General features: G+C 54.5%; 15 protein-coding genes and 1 pseudogene. 6 read left to right on the top strand and 10 right to left on the bottom strand.

Annotated elements, in window-relative coordinates; genetic code table 11:
• Positions 1-17 precede the first annotated feature (17 nt).
• A complete protein-coding gene (locus tag IBT54_RS03030) occupies positions 18-1,874 on the bottom strand; it encodes a dipeptide ABC transporter ATP-binding protein (RefSeq protein ID WP_201251554.1) in 1,857 nt (618 codons plus the stop codon).
• 10 nt (positions 1,875-1,884) lie between these two features.
• Entirely contained in the window at positions 1,885-2,844 is a 960-nt protein-coding gene (locus IBT54_RS03025; protein ID WP_201251553.1) for an isoaspartyl peptidase/L-asparaginase family protein, read from the bottom strand.
• Between the two features lie 256 nt (positions 2,845-3,100).
• On the opposite strand from IBT54_RS03025, the gene moeA reads away from it, so the two are divergent.
• Both moeA and moeB read left to right on the top strand, forming a co-directional pair.
• Complete coding sequence (gene moeA, locus IBT54_RS03020; protein ID WP_107319459.1) at positions 3,101-4,336, top strand: molybdopterin molybdotransferase MoeA; 1,236 nt, start codon at positions 3,101-3,103, stop codon at positions 4,334-4,336.
• Positions 4,337-5,109, top strand: a pseudogene (gene moeB, locus IBT54_RS03015) (molybdopterin-synthase adenylyltransferase MoeB).
• Between the two features lie 303 nt (positions 5,110-5,412).
• On the opposite strand, the gene IBT54_RS03010 reads toward moeB, so the two are convergent.
• The 7 genes from IBT54_RS03010 to mntR form a co-directional block, all read right to left on the bottom strand.
• Positions 5,413-7,005, bottom strand: a complete 1,593-nt coding sequence (locus tag IBT54_RS03010) for an ABC-F family ATPase (protein ID WP_201251552.1) — start codon at positions 7,003-7,005, stop codon at positions 5,413-5,415.
• A 178-nt stretch (positions 7,006-7,183) separates the two neighbouring features.
• A complete protein-coding gene (locus IBT54_RS03005; protein WP_003850507.1) occupies positions 7,184-7,585 on the bottom strand; it encodes an H-NS family nucleoid-associated regulatory protein in 402 nt (133 codons plus the stop codon).
• An 868-nt stretch (positions 7,586-8,453) separates the two neighbouring features.
• Positions 8,454-9,983 carry an efflux transporter outer membrane subunit gene (locus IBT54_RS03000; RefSeq protein ID WP_201251551.1) on the bottom strand — a complete coding sequence of 510 codons (1,530 nt, stop codon included), beginning with the start codon at positions 9,981-9,983 and terminating at the stop codon, positions 8,454-8,456.
• Between the two features lies 1 nt (position 9,984).
• A complete protein-coding gene (locus IBT54_RS02995) occupies positions 9,985-11,553 on the bottom strand; it encodes a DHA2 family efflux MFS transporter permease subunit (protein ID WP_013357256.1) in 1,569 nt (522 codons plus the stop codon).
• Positions 11,550-12,695 carry an HlyD family secretion protein gene (locus IBT54_RS02990; protein WP_201251550.1) on the bottom strand — a complete coding sequence of 382 codons (1,146 nt, stop codon included), beginning with the start codon at positions 12,693-12,695 and terminating at the stop codon, positions 11,550-11,552. Before IBT54_RS02990 ends, IBT54_RS02995 begins: the two co-directional genes overlap by 4 nt.
• 149 nt (positions 12,696-12,844) lie before the next feature.
• A complete protein-coding gene (locus IBT54_RS02985) occupies positions 12,845-13,954 on the bottom strand; it encodes an SLC13 family permease (protein WP_201251549.1) in 1,110 nt (369 codons plus the stop codon).
• 20 nt (positions 13,955-13,974) lie between these two features.
• On the bottom strand, positions 13,975-14,433 hold the full coding sequence (mntR, locus tag IBT54_RS02980; RefSeq protein WP_010254350.1) for a manganese-binding transcriptional regulator MntR: 459 nt from the start codon (positions 14,431-14,433) through the stop codon (positions 13,975-13,977).
• A gap of 253 nt (positions 14,434-14,686) precedes the next feature.
• On the opposite strand from mntR, the gene IBT54_RS25440 reads away from it, so the two are divergent.
• Positions 14,687-14,878, top strand: coding sequence for a hypothetical protein (locus IBT54_RS25440; protein WP_033782439.1), 192 nt, complete (start codon positions 14,687-14,689; stop codon positions 14,876-14,878).
• A gap of 241 nt (positions 14,879-15,119) precedes the next feature.
• On the opposite strand, the gene ompX is transcribed toward IBT54_RS25440, so the two are convergent.
• Positions 15,120-15,632, bottom strand: coding sequence for an outer membrane protein OmpX (gene ompX / locus IBT54_RS02970; RefSeq protein WP_013357252.1), 513 nt, complete (start codon positions 15,630-15,632; stop codon positions 15,120-15,122).
• 368 nt (positions 15,633-16,000) lie between these two features.
• Between ompX and rhtA the strand changes: the two genes are divergently transcribed.
• The 3 genes from rhtA to glnH all read left to right on the top strand — a co-directional run bounded on the left by rhtA (position 16,001) and on the right by glnH (position 18,810).
• Positions 16,001-16,915 carry a threonine/homoserine exporter RhtA gene (gene rhtA, locus IBT54_RS02965; protein WP_013357251.1) on the top strand — a complete coding sequence of 305 codons (915 nt, stop codon included), beginning with the start codon at positions 16,001-16,003 and terminating at the stop codon, positions 16,913-16,915.
• Positions 16,916-17,240: 325 nt separating this feature from the next.
• Positions 17,241-17,744 carry a DNA starvation/stationary phase protection protein Dps gene (gene dps / locus IBT54_RS02960; protein WP_013357250.1) on the top strand — a complete coding sequence of 168 codons (504 nt, stop codon included), beginning with the start codon at positions 17,241-17,243 and terminating at the stop codon, positions 17,742-17,744.
• 319 nt (positions 17,745-18,063) lie between these two features.
• The gene (glnH, locus tag IBT54_RS02955) at positions 18,064-18,810 is read left to right on the top strand and encodes a glutamine ABC transporter substrate-binding protein GlnH (protein ID WP_013357249.1); all 747 of its coding nucleotides are present in this window, start codon (positions 18,064-18,066) and stop codon (positions 18,808-18,810) included.
• Positions 18,811-18,817: the final 7 nt, after the last annotated feature.

The following is an 18,817-nucleotide window of genomic DNA, read 5'->3' as shown; positions in this document are numbered from 1 at the left end:
GGCGACATCTTCACTGTTCAGGTCGCGCTGATAACGTGGCGGGCGACGAAATGCCCTGGAGCCACCTCCATCAGCGGCGCCACTTCAGGTTCATCCCCTAACGCATGAATCGGGCTGGGGATCTCATCGACCAGTAAGGCGCGTTCACGACGCCGGTGCGCCGGATCGGCTACCGGCACCGCGGCCATGAGTTTTCGGGTATAGGGGTGCTGAGGCTGTTCAAACACCGCCTGACGCGGCCCTATCTCAACAATCTGACCGAGATACATTACCGCCACACGGTGGCTGACACGCTCCACCACCGCCATATCGTGAGAAATAAACAGAAAGGCGATGCCAAATTCGCGCTGCAGGTCGAGCATCAGATTAATAATCTGCGCCTGAATCGACACATCCAGCGCCGAGACGGACTCATCGGCGATGACCACCTTCGGATTCAGCGCCAGCGCGCGGGCAATACAGATACGCTGGCGCTGCCCGCCGGAAAATTCATGCGGATAGCGCTGAGCATGTTCCGGCAGCAGACCGACTTTATCCAGTAACCAGGCGACACGCTGCTCCGCCTCGCGACGCGGCATCGCCTTGTGAACCAGCAGCGGCTCCATTATTGAGAAGCCAACCGTCAGACGGGGATCAAGCGAGGCATAGGGATCCTGGAAAATAAACTGAATATCGCGCCGCAGATGGGCGAGTGCAGCACCTGAGAGATGGTCGATGCGCTGTCCGTCAAATGTCAGCGTGCCGCCCTGGCTGGCAACCAGCTTCAGCAGCGAGCGTCCGGTGGTCGATTTACCACAGCCCGACTCCCCCACCAGCGCCAGGGTCTCTCCGGCATAGAGATCAAAACTGACTTTTTCGACGGCATGAACCCGGCTTTTGACGCGATTCAGCAGGCCGCCGCGAATATCGAAGCGGGTGACCAGATCGCGTACCTGCAGAATGGGGGGCTGCAGGCGGCGAACCGTATCCTGCGGCACGTCATCAACGGCGTCGCTATGCAGCAGCGGAAACTTGGCCGGCAGGGGCTGCCCCTGCATCGAACCTAGCTTTGGCACAGCCGCCAGCAGCGCCTGGGTGTAGGGCTGCTGCGGTGCGCTGAACAGTTCGGCGACGGGCGCATTCTCCACCACATCGCCGCGATACATGACCTGAACGCGATCGGCCATTTCGGCGACCACGCCCATATCGTGCGTGATAAAAATCACCCCCATCTGCATCTCTTTTTGCAGCACACGGATGAGTTGCAGAATCTGTGCCTGAATAGTGACGTCAAGTGCGGTGGTCGGCTCATCGGCAATCAGCAGCGCCGGTTTGCAGCAGAGCGCCATCGCAATCATCACGCGCTGACGCATTCCGCCTGAGAGCTGATGCGGAAAACGAGACAGGACATTGTGCGCATCGGGAATGCGCACCAGATCGAGCATCCGGCGCGCCTCTGCCAGTGCCCCGGCGTGGCTCAGCCCCTGATGAAGACGGATGGATTCAGCAATCTGCTCGCCCACGGAGAAGACCGGATTCAGCGAGGTCATTGGCTCCTGAAAGATCATTGCCATATCCGCGCCGCGCACCCGACGCATCTGACTTTTTGAAGCGCGCATCAGATCCAGCACCTCGCCATTGCGACGACGTAATTGCACCTCACCGCTCACCCTGCCGCCAGCCTGCTCAATCAGTCGCATCAGCGCCAGCGAGGTGACCGATTTTCCTGAACCTGACTCTCCTACCAGCGCCAGCGTTTCGCCGCGAAACAGATCGAGTGACAAATGACGCACCGCGTCTGTGACGGTGGCTTCGTGCTGAAAACGCACACTGAGATCGCGTACCGCCAGCACCTGATCAGGGGCCAGCGGCGGTAGCGTTTGCCTGTCGCTCATTTCTGCATCCTTAACTTTCGCGATAGATAGCGACCTCAGCCGCCTCGCCGACCCGCGCAACGCCCCGGTACATGCCTTCGCTGTTGAACGGCAGCGCCACGTTGCCTGCGCGATCGACGGCAATTAAGCCGCCACTGCCGCCCAGTTCCAGCACGCTGTCATGAATAACGTTAACACTTGCCTGTTGCAACGAGCGTCCGGCGTAGCGCATCTGCGCGGCCACATCGTAAGCCGCCAGCGTCCGCATAAAGACTTCACCGGTGCCGGTACAGGAGACCGCCACGCTGTCGTTGCTGGCGTAGCAGCCCGCGCCCGGCAGCGGCGAGTCGCCGACGCGTCCGGCCTGCTTGTTAGTCATCCCGCCCGTTGACGTGGCTGCAGCGAGGTTGCCCGCCAGATCCAGCGCGACCGCCCCGACAGTGCCGAACTTACGGTCCGGGTCGAGCGGGTCGTCGCTATGTGCGGCACCATCATGGTCCAGCACCGTGGTAGCGCTGTTGAGCACGCGCTGCAGCTGCTCCCAGCGTTCCGGCGTCGAAAAGTAATCAGGTTCGACCGTTTCCAGCCCCTGCGCCACGGCAAACTGCTCCGCGCCTTCCCCGATAAACAGCACATGCTCGCTTTTTTCCAGCACGGCACGTGCCGCCAGGACCGGATTACGTAATCGCGTTACGCCTGCGACCGCGCCCGCTTCCAGCGTGCGGCCATCCATAATGCAGGCATCAAGTTCATGGGTGCCCTGATGGGTGAAGACCGCGCCTTTGCCCGCGTTAAACAGCGGACACTCTTCCAGCAGTCGTACGGCCTCGGTTACCGCATCGAGTGCACTGCCGCCCTGAGCCAGTATCTGCTGACCCTGAGTGACAATATCGTGGAGCGCCTGACGGTAGCGTTGCTCCTTTTCAGCGCTCATTGCTGCGCGCGAAATCGCACCTGCGCCGCCGTGAATGGCGATCACTGCATTGACCATAACGCTCTACCCTGTGATTGCATCAGGACGAAAAACACTGATTTAAAATGGTTTTCACCCATTTTTGGTGATTTTTGACTATAGAAAGCCTGCTAAGTGTTGTAAAGCGGAAACTGTTCCTGTGGTTATAACCTTTTCTTACCGCCATATTTCACTTTGGTCGCAATGACCGGCAGGTCAGGCCGACGACGATGTGACTCAGCGACCAATTCCCACCATAATAGGCAGCATCTGAAATAACCAGGCTGGACTGTTCATGGAAAGTTTTACTGCAGGTTTGATCTCCCTTGAGGAGGCGCAACAAAAAATGTTGTCACAGCTGACGCCCGTCACCGACTCACTGAGCGTGCCGCTGGCCGAGGCGGTCGGGCGCATCACCGCAACCGCAGTCACCTCACCGATTGCCGTGCCGCCCTTTGATAACTCCGCGATGGACGGTTACGCCGTCAGGCTGGCCGATGTCAGCAGCGGACAACCGCTTCCCGTGGCAGGCAAGGCCTTTGCTGGCGTACCGTTCAGCGGTGAGTGGCCGCAGGGCAGCGTGATTCGCATCATGACCGGTGCGCCGGTGCCCGCAGGCTGTGAAGCGGTAGTAATGCAGGAGCAGACCGAAGCTCAGGGCGATGCGATTGTCATTACCGCGCCGGTGCGTCAGGGACAGAATATTCGCCTGACCGGTGATGATATTCAGCCGGGCCATGTGGTGCTGGAAGCGGGTACGCGTCTGGGTGCCGCCGAGCTGCCGCTGCTCGCCTCGCTGGGTATCGCCGAGGTCAGCGTGCTACGAAAACTGCGGGTGGCTATCTTCTCCACCGGTGATGAACTTCAGCCGGTCGGTGAGCCGCTGGCAGACGGTCAGATATATGACACCAACCGTTTTGCCGTCTCGCTGATGCTGCATAAGCTGGGCTGCGAAGTCATCGACCTTGGCATTATCAAAGACGATCCCGCTGCTCTGCGCGCCGCATTTGAGGAAGCCGATCGGCAGGCCGATGTGGTGATCAGCACCGGCGGCGTTTCTGTGGGTGAAGCGGATTTCACCAAAAGCATGCTGGAAGAGCTCGGTGCCATCAGTTTCTGGAAGCTGGCGATCAAGCCCGGCAAGCCGTTTGCCTTTGGCCGCCTTAACAGCAGCTGGTTCTGTGGCCTGCCGGGTAACCCGGTCTCCGCCGCCGTCACTTTCTATCAACTGGTGCAGCCGCTGCTTGCCACCCTCACAGGCCAGCAGAAATCCGCCTTGCCACCCCGTCAGAAAGTGCGCTGCGCCTCGCGCCTGAAAAAGTCACCGGGCCGGCTCGACTTCCAGCGCGGCATCCTGCGCCAGAACGCACAGGGTGAACTGGAGGTAGAGACCACCGGGATGCAGGGTTCGCACGTCTTCAGCTCTTTCGCCCAGGCGAACTGCTTTATTGTGCTGGAACGGGATCGCGGCAATGTGGAACCGGGTGAATGGGTTGAGGTGGAACCGTTCAACGCCCTGCTGGAGGCGTAAATGCTGCCTGAATTAAGTGATGAGGAGATGCTGCGCTACAACCGACAGATTGTTCTGCGCGGCTTTGATTTTGAGGGGCAGGAGCGGCTGAAAGCCAGTCATGCGCTGGTCGTCGGGCTGGGCTGGGCTGCGCGGCTGCGCCCTACCTTACTTCTGCCGGCGTCGGCAATCTGACGCTGCTGGACTTCGATACCGTGTCGCACTCGAATCTGCAACGGCAGATCCTGCATCATGACGCGGATATCGGCCGCGCTAAAGTGGACTCGGCCGCACAAAGCCTGGCCGCCATCAATCCGCACTGCCAGCTGCATCCGGTTAATGGACAGCTGGACGATGCGGCGCTGCTGGCGCTGATTGCCCAACAGCAGGTGGTGCTGGACTGCACTGACAATGTTGCGGTTCGTGAGCAGCTTAACCGGCTCTGCCGACAGCAGCGGGTACCACTGGTTTCAGGCGCCGCAATTCGGATGGAAGGTCAGATCAGCGTATTCAACTGGCAGCCTGGCACCCCCTGCTATCGCTGCATCAGCCGCCTGTTTGGCGAACAGACCCTGAGCTGCGTGGAGGCGGGCGTCATGGCCCCGCTGGTGGGTGTGATTGGTGCGATGCAGGCGATGGAAGCCATTAAAGTGCTGACATCCTTTGGCGCGCCCGCCACCAGCCGGTTGCTGATGTACGATGCGATGAGCGCGGAGTTCCGCAGCATGAAAGTGGCGCAGGACGCGCATTGTGAAGTGTGTGGCGGTGGGGCTAGCAAAACATCAGCTTCCTGAAGCTCGCACAGCTGTGATGCCTGGCCTGCTTCGGAAACACGGTCAGATCGGAAAGTCGCTTAAACCATCCCTGGGCGCTCTGCCCGCGAGATTACGCACCTCATCCCTGAGGTGCGTAGTCGCCCGCGCTGAGCATGCCATGGATGGCGTCCTTTGCGTCTTTGCGAAAGGCGTATGCTCCCTGAGCCTATGCTGAACTTCCCGTCAACCCGCTTATAACCCTTAACTACTGGGTCATAAGCAATGAAATTCTCAGCACCACAGGCCAAAAAAAACGGGGTGGCCTGCGCCACCCCGTTTTTATCAGACGATACCCTGACTGCGCAGGTAATCTTCGTAATTACCGGTGAAGTCCACCACCTTGTCTGCTTTCAGCTCAATCACGCGGGTTGCCAGCGAGCTGACAAATTCGCGGTCATGCGAAACAAACACCAGCGTGCCTTCATACATCTCCAGCGCCATATTGAGCGATTCAATCGACTCCATATCGAGGTGGTTGGTCGGCTCATCCATAATCAGGATGTTCGGTTTTTCCATCATCAGCTTACCGAACAGCATACGACCCTTCTCACCACCGGAAAGCACTTTGGCCGGCTTCTTAATATCATCCTGCGAAAACAGCAGACGACCGAGAATACCGCGAATGGTCTGCTCATCATCGCCCGGCTGTTTCCACTGACTCATCCAGTCAAATACCGTCAGATCATTGGCAAAATCATCGGCGTGATCCTGAGCATAATAACCAATACGCGCATTCTCTGACCATTTCACCATGCCATTATCTGGCGTAAGCTGACCCACCAGCGATTTCAACAGTGTTGACTTACCAATACCGTTGGCACCGATTACCGCCAGCTTCTCGCCCACTTCCAGCAGCAGATTTAAATTCTTAAACAGCGGACCGTTATCAAATCCTTTGGTTAATCCTTCCACTTCCAGCGCATTACGGAACAGTTTCTTGTCCTGCTCAAAACGGATAAACGGGTTCTGACGACTGGAGGCTTTCACTTCATCCAGTTTAATTTTATCCATCTGCTTAGCACGTGAAGTCGCCTGACGTGATTTAGAGGCGTTGGCGCTAAAACGACTGACGAACGATTGTAAGTCAGCAATCTGCGCTTTCTTTTTGGCATTATCAGATAACAGACGTTCACGTGCCTGCGTTGCTGCGGTCATATATTCGTCATAATTACCGGAATAAACCCGCAGCTCGCCATAATCCAAATCGGCCATGTGGGTGCAGACCATATTAAGGAAGTGACGGTCATGCGAAATGATAATCATGGTGCTGTCACGCTCGTTCAGCACCTGCTCCAGCCAGCGAATCGTATCGATGTCCAGGTTGTTCGTCGGTTCGTCGAGTAACAAAATATCCGGATTAGAAAACAGCGCCTGCGCCAGCAGCACACGCAATTTAAAGCCCGGAGCGATTTCGCTCATCGGGCCATAATGCTGTTCAACCGGAATGCCGACGCCGAGTAATAATTCACCGGCACGCGACTCGGCGCTATAGCCATCCATCTCACCGTAAAGCGCTTCAAGATCGCCGACTTTATACCCCTCTTCTTCGCTCATTTCTGGCAAAGAATAAATGCGGTCGCGCTCCTGCTTTACTTCCCATAATTCATGGTGACCCATGATAACGGTGTCCAGCACGCTGAATTGTTCAAAGGCGAACTGATCCTGACGCAACTTACCGATGCGCTCGTTGGGATCGTAAGAGACGTTGCCGCCTGAAGGCACCAGATCGCCACCCAAAATCTTCATGAAGGTGGATTTTCCGCTGCCGTTCGCACCGATTAAACCGTAACGATTACCGCCGCCAAATTTAACGGAGATATTTTCGAACAGTGGCTTGCTGCCAAACTGCATGGTGATATTGCTGCTAACTAACACGGCATTGACCTTTGTGAAGAGAATGGATGAAAAAACGGCGGCTATTATGCCAGATGTGACGCAGCGCACGCCAGCGTCAGGCGAGGATTCCTGGCGGGGTGATTGATATCCCGACAGAAATAAAAAAGCCGGAGGACCCTAATGGCCCCCCGGCTCCCACTTACAAGGATTGTGTTGATCAATCGATCAGGAAACTGTCCAGGCTTTTACCGGAATCCAGCGCTTTTTTAATCGCTGCCGGGGTGCGGCCCTGACCTGTCCATGATTTCTGCTCACCGTTTTCATCGGTGTAAGAATATTTAGCCGGACGCGGCGCACGCTTGGTGCGTTTTTTTCCGCTTTCCAGCGCACCTAATAATTCATTAGGATCGATGCCGTCAGCCAGCAGCATTTCGCGATATTTAGACAGCTTTTCTTCTTTTTCGCGATTCTGCGTCTCTTCCGCTTCTGCTTCTTCGCGGCGCTCAGTAACAACAACGGTTAATTTTTCCAGGATCTCTTCAAGATCGGTCAGTGGCAGTTCACGAGCCTGGGCACGTAATGTGCGAATATTGTTCAGTACTTTAAATGCGTCACTCATCACAATGTCCTTGATTAAGGGGGGTTAATAAAACTGTAGCGCCAAGATTACCTAATTCAAATAAAAAAATAAATTATTTTTACGCTACAGATAATTCTTAAGTATTAATTCAGACAAAACAGCACTATTAAAATCGGCAGTGCCTGACGTTTTATTAACGCTGAATTAACAACAAATCGTGCTCCGGTTCCATTGTTGAAAACGATTTCAGAGGCTTTATACCGAAAGCTGACCGTTTACCTTATCTACTAAAGTGGGTTTTTACAGCATCATTATTTACCGATGCGCACCTGCTGATAGCCGATTAAAAACATACTCTGATCGCGATCTCAGTCACACCAGCTTACAGATTATGCTTAAAAATCGCCCTCCAGGCCGTTAAATAGCCCAAAATAATTAACGCCCTGATGAATTTTTAATAATGCCCGCTGCTATCTGTTAACTTTTTTTTGCCGCTGCGTTTAGCAGCAGAGTCAGATTATTCGCAGTTCCCTCAGCTGTGCAATAACAGTTCTACCTGACGCAGGCGGAGGAATAGTTGCGCCCGGGTTACCTGCCTGCTCATGAGGCGACTTAAAAAATCCGTTCAGGAAATAAATTCAGAAAGGTGACAGAGTTCAAAAAGCTGAATCAGAATAGACCAGCAACATAAAAATAATGTTGCTTCTCGGTTGCTGAAAATAACCCTGTGCTTATCACGCGTTTATTTTCTGCTGCCTGTGTCGGGCAGAGCGTCGGTGAGACACCTGGTTATTCAACAGGTTAGATAATCATCAATCGCCGGGAGAGGCTGTCAGCCTCTGACGTAATGCTGACAGGAAGAACGATTAAGGGCGGTTACTGCACAGAGGCAGCGACCGCCAGAGGACTAATTTGCCTGGGTGGCCGGGCCAAATACCGGATATTGCGGAATTTCAACGTTCTGGTACGTTTCCCAACCGCCGCCCAGCGCTTTATAGAGCGCAACTAAATCAAGAGCGCTCTGCATCCGCGCCTGTGTCGCCTGCTCCTGTGCCTGCGCCAGCTGACGCTGTGCATCCAGCACCTCGAGGAAGGTTGAAAGCCCCTGCCGGTAACTGTCGCTGGCGAGATCAAAGGCGCGCTGAAGGGCACCGGTCGTCTCATCCAGCGCAGTGACACGCTGCTGATCGGCGCGATAGCTGACCAACGCATTCTCCACATCCTGCAATGCCGTCAGCACCGTCTGACGGTAATCCAGTGCGGCGCTGGCCTGCTGTGCCCGGGCGAGTTTGACGCTCGACACCAGCTGCCCACCCTGGAAGATCGGAATCGACAGCGACGGACCGTAACTGTAGAAATGGCTGCTCCAGTTATCCAGATAGCTGACGTCGGTATTGCGCACGCCCAGCTGACCCGTCAGTGACAGGCTCGGGAAAAGCTGCGCCACAGACACGCCAATCTCAGCGGTTTGAGCATGCAGCGTCGCTTCAGCCTGACGAATATCGGGACGACGACGTGCCAGCGTGGAGGGAATACCCACCGGGACAAACTGCGGTAGCGGTGGTAACGCTTTTGGCGTACTGAGTTCAGCATCCAGCGCACCCGGCGTTTTACCAAGCAGCACCGCCAGCCCGTTCATCGCCTGTCGTGCCTGTGACTGATACTGCGGCAGTTGCGCCTGCAGCGTGCTGAGCTGGGCTCGGGCATTTTCCACATCGGTCAGCGGTGCCAGTCCATTCTGCTGCTGACTCTGCGTAAGCTCGGTGGTCTGCTTCGCTACCTCAATCTGCTGCTGCAGCGTCTGAATGGTGCTCTGCGCGCCTCGCAGCTGCAGCCAGGCTCGCGCTACTTCGGCTTCCAGCGAAACCAGCGCATCATTGCGCTGCTCTATCGCCGCCTGCTGCTGGGCATTAGCGGCCTCAACCTGACGGCGCACTTTGCCCCACAGATCAAGTTCCCAGCTGGCATCAAAGCTACCCTGATAAAGGTTAACCGGCTGGGTCAGGCCATTGAGCTGGCTGGCCACGTTGCTGTCAAGCTGATCGGTCGCACCATTGGATTCCAGCAAGCCTTTAAGTCCAAGCTGCTGTCGCGTCACTTTAGCCGAACCGCTCAGACTCGGGAACAGACTCCCCTGCGCCTGCGTCAGCTGTTCACGCGCCCCGGCAATGCGCAGCACCGTCTGCTGCAGGCTCAGGTTGCCGGCGATGGCCCGCTCAATCAGGCTGTCGAGCTGTGGATCGTTGAAGCTGCGCCACCAGCGTGAATTAATGGCGGCAGTTTGCGGTTTTGACGCCTCCTGCGAATCCAGCGTGTTGTAGCTGCCCGGCACGGCGGGTTTCGGTGCCTCATAGTCAGGTCCGACGGCGCAGCCTGCCAGCCCCAAGGCCAGCAGTAAACTCAGGGGTTTCAGGCGATGAGAGAAATAAACCTTCATGTTAGTGTGCTCCTGCACTGCCTTCGCTCTTAATCGGCGACAGCAGCCAGCAAAATGGAATCAGAATCAGGGCGACAATACTCAGGCCTGAGAAGACATCGATGTAAGCGAGGATGCGCGACTGCGCAATCATCTCCTGATAGAGCTGTCCGGTTGCCAGCGTAACGGGATCACCCACCGCCGAGGTAAAATCACGTATCGCCTGCGCCCAGTGCTGAAGCGTAATGTTGAACGGCTCGTTCAGCGGCGTCATGTTATGCACCATATGCGCCGAGCGTACCTGCTCGCGTTCGGTGATGGCCGCGGTCGACAGCGAGATCCCAATCGATCCGGCCACGTTACGGAACATGGTAAACAGCGCCGAGGCATCAGCATTAAGCCGCTGTGGAATGGTGACAAAGGCGATAGTCGTGAGCGGAACAAACAGGAAACCTAGCCCAATGGACTGTGCGCTGCGCATCAACACCAATGTTTTAAAATCGACATTGGGCGTTAAGGTGGAGGAGTAGAGAAACGCCACGGCCAGACAGCTGAAGCCAAACGCGATGATGTATCGCGTCTGCACAATCGGCATCAGTTTCAGCACCAGCGGAATCGTCAATACAATCAGCACCGCGCCAGGCGACAGCACCAGCCCTGACCAGGTGGCGGTGTACCCGAGATCCTGCTGCGCCAGCTGTGGCAACACCACGGAGCTGCCATAGAGAATCATCGCCATCCCAGCCATCAGCAGGCCAGCCACCCAGAAGTTGCGGTCTTTCATCACCAGAATATCGACCACCGGCTTACGGGCATACATCAGCCAGTAGATGGCCCCGACGATACCGACCAGCGCCAGCACCGCGAACAGCACGATAAAGTGTGAAGCGAACCAGTCCTCATCTTCTCCACGATCCAGCATCACCTGCAGGCAACCCAGCCCCAGCGTAATCAGACTGATACCGATGTAATCGATCTTCAGTTTGCCTTTGGCCCATTTACGCTCCCACGGTGGATCTTCCAGCAGTTGATAAATGGCCAGTACGGTCAGCACGCCGACCGGAATATTGATAAAGAAGACCCAGCGCCAGCTGTAGTTGTCGGTGATCCAGCCACCCAATGTCGGACCAATAACCGGCGCGACAATAATGGCGATAGAGGAGAGACCAAACGCCTTGCCGCGATCTTCCGGCTTGAAGTAGTCCAGCAGCACGGACTGCTGAACCGGCTGCAACCCGCCGCCAAAAAAGCCCTGCAGCACGCGGAACAGAATGATTTGCCAGAGTTCCGTGGCAATACCGCACAGAAACGAGCAGATGGTAAACATCACGATGCAGATCAGGAAAAACTGTTTACGGCCAAACAGCCGGCTGAAGAACGCAGAGATAGGCAGCACGATGCCGTTTGCCACCAGATAGGAGGTCAACACCCAGGTTGACTCATCGTAACTGGAAGAGAGCGAACCGGCGATATGCGGCAGCGCCACGTTAACGATGGTGGTGTCGAGGATCTCCATAAACACCGCCAGCGTGACCGTGATCGCCACTAACCACGGATTACTGGCGGGTTTCCAGCTCTGCGCCGTACTCATTCCACCGTTACCTTCGGTTCAACCGAGAGACCCAGCGGCAGCGAATGGTTCGGATCAAGGCCCTTATCAATAACGATTTTCACCGGCACGCGCTGAACGATTTTCACATAGTTGCCGGTGGCGTTCTCTGACGGGAAGGTTGAGAAGCGCGAACCGGAGCCCATCTGAATACTGTCGACATGCCCTTCCAGCTTCATATCCGGCCAGGCATCAACGCTGATGTCCACTTTGTCGCCCGGATTCATCCGTTGCAGCTGAGACTCTTTGAAGTTCGCCGTGACCCAAATCTCAGGTGAGACCAGCGAGAACAGAGAGGAACCGGCCTGTACCAGGGTGCCCAGCTGAACGTTACGTTTAGTGATAAACCCGTCATAAGGCGCACGAACCTGGGTATAGGAGAGATTCAGATCGGCTGTACTTAACTGCGCCTTTGCCTGCTCAACCTGTTGCTGACGCGCTTCAACATTGGTTTCCTGCTGACGAATCTGCAGGGCGACCTGTGACGCAACTTCAACCTGCGCTTTCGCGCTTTGTAACTGCGCCTGCGCCGAACGTAACTGCGCGGATGCGCTGTCGATATTACGCTGACTGGTCGCACGCGGGTCGACGCCACGCTGGCGACGATAATCCGCCTGCGCATTCAGCAGGTTTGCTTCTGCTTTCGCCTGGTCCGCCAGCGCCTGATCGCGCTGTGCCGGATACTGTACTTTTGACAGCGCCAGCTGTGCCTGCGCCTGATGCAGTTGTGCGACCGCTAAGCCAAGCTGCGCATTAGCCTGTTCACGCTGAGCACGGTTATCACTGGGATCGATTTCCACCAGCAGATCGCCCTTCTTCACCCGCTGGTTATCTTTTACCAGCAGTTTCACGACATAGCCGGACGCTTTAGGCGCAATGGTAACGGCATCGCCTTCAGTAAAGGCGTCATCGGTGGTTTCAATATTACGGGTAGAGAACCAGAACCAGAAGCCGACAATCAGCATCACCACCACCACCACCGCCAGAATAATCAGTGGCTTTTTACCGGGGCGTTTACGCTCAGGCTGCTGGTCGTTGTCCTGATTTTCCTCTGACTGACGGCTTTTATCCGTCGCATTATCTGCGTCCTGCTGGTGTTGATCGCGTTGGTTATTCTCGCTCATAGTTCCCATCACTGGCTAAGGCCCTGATTCCGGGCATAAAGGTCATGTTAACCTTATCTCGGAAATTGACAAAATCCAGTGCAACTTTACGAAACTTGAGGAATGGCGCACATCCTGCCACTTGATGGGCGTAGCAGGATGCGTCCGGGCTAATGGAGTAACTGCAACAGCAGCCAGCCGCTAGCCATTGACCAGGCCAGCAGAGGAAGGGAAAAGAGATGGAATTGCCACCAGACAGCTTTGTCTTTCGCCATGCGCAGGGCAATCAGGTTAGCAAGCGATCCCGGCAGCAGACCGAATCCGCCAATGTTGACGGCCCAGGCGAGCACATCCGTCGGCGGTACTTTTTGCAACAGCAGAATCGTTGCCGGGACGTTGCTGATCACCTGCGACAGCCCAATCGCCAGCAGATAGAGCTGTCCCTGGCCAAAATGCGCCACCGCATCAAAGTGCGCCTGCATCAACGGCAGACGCGTCAGCAGGAAGACGTCAATAAACATGGCGATAAACACCGCCAGCAGGCTCCAGTCGATGCGCAGCAGCACCGGACGTGCCATCACCAGGAAAGTGGCGAGGATCAGCAGCAGTATCCAGCCGGTGATCTCCAGCTCCAGACCGGCAATAAACAGCAGGTACAACACCACGCTGACGATAAACAGCGGCTTCTGCCACTGCGGCTGCTCCGGGTTGTCATGCTTATCAATCGACCGCTTTGAAAAGCTGAACCAGGTTAACACCACCAGACTCAGCAGCAGCCAGGCGGCCAGCGGCAGCATCTGCACGATAAATGCCACCACGCTCAGCTTGCCGTGGCTCCACAACAGAATGTTCTGCGGATTGCCAACCGGCGTCAGCAGCGATCCGGCATTAACCGCCAGCGCCTCAAAAATAATCAGTCGCGAGATCGGTAAACGGGAGAACTTACGCAGCGTCAGCGTCAGCGGCACCAGAATGAACAGCGCCACATCGTTGGTTAAAAACGTCGAGAGCAACGCCGCAGCCAGCACCATAAAGAGTGCCAGCGCCCGTTCATGCCGGAAACGCGCAACCAGCCGTCCCCCCAGCACGTCAAAGTAGCCGCTGGTTTCCAGCCCTTTGGTCAGAATCAACAACCCGGTGAGCGTGATGATGGTATGCCAGTCTACGGCACCGGGCAGATCGGCCCAGCGGAAATCCGCCAGAAATGCCAGAACTACACCAATCACGATTAATAAATGCAAAATAGAGTCATGCAAAAAAGATCGAAGCAGTTGAGGCATGGTGAGGGTACGCCTTAGCGTTAACGGGTTTCGGAGAACTTCTTAAATACAGCCAGCGTTTCATCACTGACGTGATGCTCAATACCTTCTGAATCGCGTCGGGCCGTTTCGGGGCTGATGCCTAACGCCAGCAGAAAACTTTCAACAATATGATGACGGGCACGGCTCTCCTCTGCCAGCTTCTCGCCTTCACCGGTCAGAAAAACACCGCGGTAAGGCACCTGCTCAACCAGCCCGGCACTGCCAAGCCGCTTCAGCATTTTCGCCACGGTCGGTTGCGAAACACCCAGGCGGGCCGCCATATCGACCTGACGCGCTTCGCCAAATTCACCAATCAAATCAGAGATTAACTCAACGTAGTCATCAATTAATTCCCGACGATGCGCTTCACGCACCTGCCGAAAACCTTCGACATGCTCTTCAATATCTTTCAGTGGTCCTTTTGGCGCAGAAACCACGCTTTTAGCACGACGACTCATTCAGCTTCCTCATTATTATTTCCCGTATTGACACTGCTATACGGATTTAGCTGCGCTCATTGTAAACCAGCCGCAAAGAAGCTCAAATTTTTCGTCATTAGGCTTGGCTAAACAATATAGCCAGTGCTATATTTGTTGATAATGTAAGCAGCAAAAGGCGGGATCCCGGTTGATCCTCCGTTGCGCCGGTGTGATGACGTTTCTCACCGCAGGCTGCTGACTACCGCGTCGACAATGATTGGGAGGTGATTCTATGAGCACCCTGAAATGTTGCTTAGATTGCAGCAAATGCTTCCAGGCTGAGAAAAAAACAACCACGGAGATGAAATCCTGGCTGTGCCTGCTGACGCGTTCCCCGTTCACACTGCGTCTGATGTTAATTGAGAAACTGCTGGGCCATAAGCCTGCCGATCGTCGCTGCCAGAATCTGATCTGGCGCGGCTAATCCTGCTTCAGCGCCTTTCAGCCAGCGACTGAGAGGCTCACTTCCCTTTTTCTTCATCCCTTTTCTTATTTGCCTACGAAATCTGTATGCCTTACGGCATTAACAGCTACGGCTGGTTATCGGCTGCGGATAGCAGAAGCCATCGGATATCGGTTCGGGGTGAAAGGCGAGCGGGGTAAAATCAGCACAATAAAAAACGGCCCACAAGGGGCCGTTTTTTTGCAGGTCAGCTAAGCTAAACTTAGAAGCTGTAACCTACGCCAGCAATCCAGGTGCCAACGTCAACGTTACGGATACGGCTCTGTTCGTAACCAACGTCCAGCGCAACGTCCTGAATTGGGTTAAACTGCAGACCTGCACCGTAGGAGAAGCCTACGTCGCTTGAATCAGTTTTAGCGCGTGATGCAGTATCGTTCTGCTGGAATTTACCGTAGCCGATACCCACAACACCGTAGATGCTAGCCCAGTCGTTCAGACGGAAAGCTGGACCACCGGTCACACCGTAGTACTGGCCTTTATTGTAGATGCCAGCTTCGGTACGATCTTTTTCAGTGTAGGTGAATGAACCGATCCAACCCAGTGGGTTAGAACCGTCTTCGTAGCGGTATTTCAGGTTGAAGCCGTTAGCTTTGTTAGCCACGCCCTGATAGTCGCTCTGAGCATAGCCACCAGTTACGGTGCTCTGTGCCATTGCTGAACCTGCAGATACTGCCAGTACACAGGCTAATGCTGAAAGACATGCAATTTTTTTCATAACCACCTCAAATGTGAAAATACTTCTCTCCTGACAACGCTGAAAATATAACAAAAAATAGCGAGAAACTCTGCCCGGATTTTGTTGTCTAACAGAAAGTTTGGTGTAACAGGAAGTTAATGCGACATCCTATGTCATTCATTTTTCTTATAAAATCCGTCATCTTTCTGCAATAATCATTTTGTGCTCATTTCGTGCTTTAAGTTAAATCCTAAAAAATCCTGACATTTCTTTACCTAAACGGCCCTGATTCTGGCCAAAATTTGCTCAGTTAAGTCAGATTTAAAACGCGATTCCGTGATTCTTTGCCCGCTATTTCCTTTACACTGGCTGACTCATTACGTTTTTGACCAGGAAAAGTACACAGGATGTCTGCCTCTCCCGCTTCCAAAAATCTTGCCCCGATAGTCATGCCGATTGCCGTGCTACTGATTGCGATGCTGTCGCTGCAGGGCGGCGCTTCGCTGGCAAAAAGCCTGTTTCCTTCTGTAGGTGCCACCGGGATTACCGCACTGCGCTTAGGCTTTGGTACCCTGATACTCTGCGTCATTTTCAAGCCCTGGCGTTTACGCTTCAGCCGGGAGCAGCGTCTGCCCCTGCTGATGTATGGACTGGCTCTGGGCACCATGAATTTCACGTTTTATCTGGCGATTCGTACCGTGCCACTGGGCGTGGCGGTGGGACTGGAATTTACCGGCCCGCTGGCGCTGGCGCTGTTTGGATCGCGCCGGCCACTGGATTTTGTCTGGGTGTTGCTGGCGGTAATTGGCCTGTGGTTCCTGCTGCCGTTTGGTACAGACATGACCGCGATTGACCCGCTGGGCGCAGCGCTGGCAGTGGGTGCAGGTGCCTGCTGGGCGATCTATATCCTGGCAGGACAACGGGCAGGTGCAGAGCATGGCCCCGCAACGGTAGCCATCGGTTCGCTGATCGCCTCGGTCATTTTTGTGCCGCTTGGGCTGACGTTCGCCGAAAGCGGCATCTGGACATGGGCGGTGATGCCGATCGCGTTGCTGGTCGCGCTGCTTTCCAGCGCCATTCCCTATTCACTGGAGATGATCGCCCTCACCCGCTTACCGGCGCGCATTTTCGGCACGCTGATGAGTCTTGAACCCGCCATGGCCGCCTTTTCCGGCATGCTGTTTCTGGGGGAAACGCTGACCGGACTTCAGTGGCTGGCGCTGCTGGCCATCATCATCGCCTCAGCCGGTTCAACACTGACTATGCGTCCGAAAAAGAATCAGTTAAGCAGCGTTGAATTATCAGACGACAGGCATAAATAAGCGATTTCAGCCCGCCACGCTGGCGGGCGAAATAACAATCATGCTCAGCATGAGAATTATTCTTAACCGCTGCGCTTTACGGCTCATCCTATTTTGAAACAGTCACTTACCTGTTATTTACAACTACTTATAATGTTATGATTTAAATGACTATTTAATAATAGTTATATTTTAACATAGCTTTAACTTTACCCGTCCAGCCCGGCCTTTAATAAAGACACACGCTATTTCATCCATCGTCAAAGTCGTTTCTGCAAAGCTCAAAAGCGCTGCTATACTTATCCGGTACTTGATTAGGACAACCATCAAAGAGAGGACTGAAACGATGAGTACCGCTAAATTGGTTAAAACGAAATCTTCTGACCTGATTTACACCCGCAACGACGTGGCCGAAGATGAGAAGAAAGCCACCATCGCGGTGTTAAACCGTCTGGTAGTCGAGTTTATTGACCTGTCATTGATCACTAAGCAGGCGCACTGGAACATGCGCGGTGCTAATTTTATCGGTGTGCATGAGATGCTGGATGGCTTCCGCACTACGATTACTGACCATCAGGACACCATTGCCGAGCGTGTGGTTCAGCTGGGTGGCGTGGCGCTGGGCACCACGCAGGTTGTGAATGACAAGACTCCGCTGAAAAGCTATCCGCTGAATATCCACAGTGTGCAGGATCATCTGAAAGCGCTGGCAGACCGTTACAGCGTTGTGGCGAACGATACCCGTAAAGCGATTTCAGAAGTAAAAGACGAAGATACCGCTGACATCTTTACTGCGGCATCGCGCGATCTGGACAAATTCCTGTGGTTCATTGAAGCCAACATTGAATAACACGTATTGCACTCAATCAGGCGGGGAAACCCGCCTTTTTTACGTCTGTGTTACCGCAATTTTATGACCCTGTTAACAGTTCTTCCCTCCCCCGCTTCACAGCCTTAACATCTGAGGCAAACTACCGCTTGCACCAAAACAGTTATCTGCACCAAAGTTGAGCACCAATAAGGTGCAATGGCAGAATTAACTGCAAAATCGTGTCAGCTGTGTTATTTAACTCTCTGATTTCGCGGATTTTGCAAAGTTGGCATAATTCTTTCATATGACAAGCCGCAAACGCAGGCCCTGCCGCCTGGTAGTAAAAAAAGGAAAAATGATGAAGTCACTGTTAAAAGTTTCTGTGGCCGCGCTGGCGCTGGCCTTCTCTCTCTCTTCCACTGCAGCAGAAAAGAAGCTGGTCGTCGCTACCGATACCGCCTTTGTTCCGTTTGAATTCAAACAGGGTGACAAATATGTCGGTTTTGACGTGGATCTGTGGGATGCCATTGCGAAAGAGCTGAAGCTCGATTACACCCTGAAGCCAATGGACTTCAGCGGCATTATCCCTGCACTGCAAACGCGCAATGTCGATCTGGCACTGGCGGGTATCACCATTACCGAAGAACGTAAAAAAGCGATCGAGTTCTCTGATGGCTATTACAAAAGCGGTCTGCAGGTGATGGTGCGTAACAATGAAAACAACATCAAAGGCATCAGCGATCTGAACGGCAAAGTCGTCGCAGTGAAAAGCGGCACCGGCTCTGTGGAGTACGCCAAAGCCAACATCAAATCGAAAGATCTGCGTCAGTTCCCGAACATCGACAGCGCCTACATGGAGCTGGGCACCAACCGTGCAGACGCGGTGCTGCACGACACGCCAAACATCCTGTACTTCATCCACACCGCGGGTAAAGGCCGCTTTAAAGCGGTAGGCGATTCGATTGAAGCGCAGCAGTATGGCATCGCCTTCCCGAAAGGCAGCGACGATTTACGTGAGAAGGTAAACGGCGCACTGAAAACCCTGAAAGAGAACGGCACCTACAACACGCTTTATAAAAAATGGTTCGGCACTGAGCCTAAATAATAATTTG

It is taken from the genome of Pantoea sp. S62 (assembly GCF_016658625.1).
GTDB classification, from domain to species: Bacteria; Pseudomonadota; Gammaproteobacteria; order Enterobacterales; family Enterobacteriaceae; genus Pantoea; species Pantoea vagans.
Note: the sequence above shows the minus strand (reverse complement) of the source record. Positions and strands in the feature narration are given on the sequence as shown.